This window comes from Caldivirga sp. MU80 (assembly GCF_001663375.1).
GTDB lineage: Archaea > Thermoproteota > Thermoprotei > Thermoproteales > Thermocladiaceae > Caldivirga.
This window is the reverse complement of record NZ_LCTF01000063.1, coordinates 1-3,356: the sequence shown is the minus strand read 5'-3', so window position 1 is coordinate 3,356 and position 3,356 is coordinate 1. Positions and strand designations below refer to the sequence as shown.

Genomic DNA, 3,356 nt, shown 5'->3' with positions numbered 1-3,356 from the left:
AACTTGAGGAGGTTGTTGAGGAGGCTAGGAAGGGTGAGGTCGTGATTCCGGAGCAATCAATTTACCTAGGGAGAGGTAGGGAGTTCACCTTTGATGTTGAGGACATCCTCAAGTTCCTCAGGGAAGCGCAGCCGGAGCAGTTGGATGTCTTTAGGAGGGAGTTGTTGAGGGAGTTAAGGAGGAGGAAGAGGTTGAGTGAGGAGGTGGATAGGATAGAGGAGGAGGTTAGGAGGTACGTGAAGTCCCTCGGGATTTACGTCCCATTCGCGATACTGGATTACGATAGGTTCAAACTATGGGAGAACAAGTACCACTTCATCTTTAAGGCTGAGATTGGAGCGCACAAGTACCTCGATGAGTACGAGGGCACACTTGACGAGTTGATAGAGCTCTTTAAGGAGGTCGTGAGGAGGGAGTCCAGGGAGATTTCCAAGCTCATCAAGAGGGCTAGGAGTGAGAGGGAGAGGTGGATTAGGGAGGTTGGCGGCTTGTCGGAGTTCCTTTCCGAGCTTGAGTCCCACGTGATTGAGACAGCCATATTAACAATAACAGGCCCTAAATTAGCTAGACCAAGCACCTGGAGGGGACTCGATGATGGAGTCATAATAGCCATGGGTATGGGGTTGGAAAAAGCCGGTGATTTGGAGGCAATTAAGTGGGATATAACGAGGGTAGGACCAAGCGAGTTCGTCTATGGGGCTCACCCACACCTATGGCCCGAGTTCTATGGGTGGTTTGTGGAGTCCCTAAGGTCCAATGGGGTGTTGAGTATTATCCTGAGGTCCTTCAGGAAGGAGGTTGACGAGCTCACAGGGCTACCGGTTAAGGAGTTGAGGGGCTACGTGGTTAGCATGAGTGGGGGTAGGATCACGTATAGGCAATTAACAGCCAGAGAACTATTTGAAGCGCACACAACAGACCCAGTCACTGGTGAGCGCATCGAGCCCGAGCCCGCAGTAATCTACTGCGGCCCGGGTGATGATAGGATATACTCGATACGCAGAGCATGACACCTAAGGTGGTGCATTATCCTAATTAACGCCCTATTACTTAAACCCCGAATTATGTGAAGTCTCGGCGTGAACCTAATACCAAGCCTGGCCGCCATGGGTTTCATGATTTCCTCATCCTTACGTATGCATTCATCACGTGAGGTGCATTGCGACATTAGGTAAATCCTATCCCTGGGTATGCCAAATTTATTAATGAACCACAGCACTTCCTCTCCATCTTTCTGGTTCTCAATCACGAACTTAAACACGGCCTTACCACTAATCACGAACTCCCTAACCGCTAACTCATTAATTCGAACCCTCATTGGTAGCCCAGAGTTCGAGAGCTTTGGCGATACATTGAACTCATCTACGTAATTAACAAGCCCATTTGGTGGTATCGTACCGTTCGTCTCAACCTCAACATACCAACCAAGGCTCTTAATCATCCTTAATAACGGCATTAATTCATCGAGCCAGAGCAACGGTTCACCACCTGTAATAACCAGGTGCCTAACCTCGTTACCAATACTCATAAGCCTTGAGCAAACATCATAAACACTCATATCAACGCCACCACGCCAGGAATACTTAGTATCACACCAAACACAACGTAAATTACAAAGAGCTAGGCGCAGAAACACTGCCTCTTTACCTGCATTTGGACCTTCACCTTGTCTTGACCTAAATATTTCAACGATCTTCATATGCCTTGACCACTCAAGTGGCACTTCTTCATAGTTAATTTCAGTGATATCCTGTTTTTCTGGATGTCGGTCATAAGCAACATAACCCACTGCCTAGAGAAGTTAAAATTTATTGAACGTTTAGCCAACCAACTTAGGTCAGGTTTAATAACCTGCCTCTGGACGTGCGCTTGTGTGTACAATAGGTGGTGTATTGATATTCGGTGAGTTAAGTAAGGAGAGGGCGCAGAAGATTGAGGAGGTGCTCAGGATGGTGATTATTAAGGGCGAGGAGAGGGGTAGGGACAGCTTTGGCGTCGTCTCGGTTAAGCGTGACGGTTCAATCACGGTATTTAAGGAGAGGGGTAGGCCAAGCGATGCCCTGAAGAGGATCTCAAAGATAGTTGATGCCGACACTGTGGCTGTGATCTTCAATAATAGGGCGGAACCGACTACGGAGTACGTCCAGGTGAAGACGCCCGATGATATACAACCCATGATTGGTGAGCGCATAATCGTGGCGCACAACGGTACAATAGCGAATGATAAGGACCTGGAGATCAGGTTCGAGCTGAGGCGAAGGTCAAGGATAGACACGGCCATCCTACCACCCCTACTCGAGAAGCTTTGGGATGGGTCGCTCGAGGGCCTTAGGGACGTATTGGTGAGGTACGTGGTCGGTAGTTACGCCCTTGCTATAGCAGACAGGAAGAGGCCGGGTAAGCTCTGGTTGGCCGTTAATTTTAAGCCGCTGTACCTTGCGTGGTTAGAGAATTGAATGCCATGTTCTTCGCAAGTCTCGATGATTACCTGGTCGATGATTGGGACAAGCCCGTCTGGGAATTACCCGTTATTAGGAGGGTTGAGCCGTACAGCGCGGTCGAGGTTGACGTTAATGGTGGCTGGAGGGAGATTACGTTGAGGGATGAAACTAAGAAAACGAAGAAGAAGGTCCTAGTCATAGCCAGCGGCGGTCTCGACTCCACGACAGCCGCCACATACCTGCTAAAGCAGGGTTACGAAGTCGCGCTACTACACTTCAACTATGGCCACATAGCCGAGGGCCCGGAGGGTAGGGCGGTTAAGGAGATAGCCAAGTTCCTCAATGTACCGTTGATCGAGGTCAACATGGACTTCTTCAGGGTGGTTAGGCACTCACCACTCCTTGGTGATGGCGAGATACACAGGGTTGATGAGGGTAGGGAGGGTGCTGAGTTTGCCCACGAGTGGGTGCCAGCGAGAAATTTCGTGTTCATAGCCTTGGCAACAGCCATAGCCGAGGCGTATGGGTATGATTACATAGCCACCGGCATAAACCTTGAGGAGAGTGGTGCGTACCCCGATAACGAGATGGAGTTCATACGATTACTAAATAAGGTCCTGCCCTACGCCGTTGGTCCGAACAAGCATGTCGAGTTATTAATGCCCGTTGGGCACCTCGTTAAGCATGAGATAGTGAGGCTGGGGCTTAAAGTTGGCGCACCACTGCACCTAACCTGGAGCTGCTACGATAAGGGGCCGAAGCACTGTGGTCGGTGCGGCCCCTGCTATATGCGAAGATGGGCCTTCAAAATAAACGGTGTCAGGGATCCCGTCGAGTACGACCTACCCACGGAGGTCGAGGATGAGTTCTGGAGGGGCACCAAGCCATATACGGTACCTAAAACGCCAAAATCGG

General features: G+C 50.0%; 2 protein-coding genes and 1 pseudogene. 2 read left to right on the top strand and 1 reads right to left on the bottom strand.

Features of this window, described 5'->3' with window-relative positions:
* Positions 1 to 1,010 (top strand): hypothetical protein (locus AAX04_RS12240; protein ID WP_066798375.1); only part of this gene is annotated, 1,010 nt, incomplete at its 5' end.
* Here AAX04_RS12240 and AAX04_RS11390 read toward each other — a convergent pair.
* Complete coding sequence (locus tag AAX04_RS11390; protein ID WP_084761522.1) at positions 962 to 1,699, bottom strand: 7-carboxy-7-deazaguanine synthase QueE; 738 nt, start codon at positions 1,697 to 1,699, stop codon at positions 962 to 964. The genes AAX04_RS12240 and AAX04_RS11390 overlap by 49 nt on opposite strands.
* Before the next feature lie 172 nt (positions 1,700 to 1,871).
* Here AAX04_RS11390 and AAX04_RS12630 point away from each other — a divergent pair.
* Positions 1,872 to 3,356, top strand: a pseudogene (locus AAX04_RS12630) (7-cyano-7-deazaguanine synthase); the annotation flags it as partial.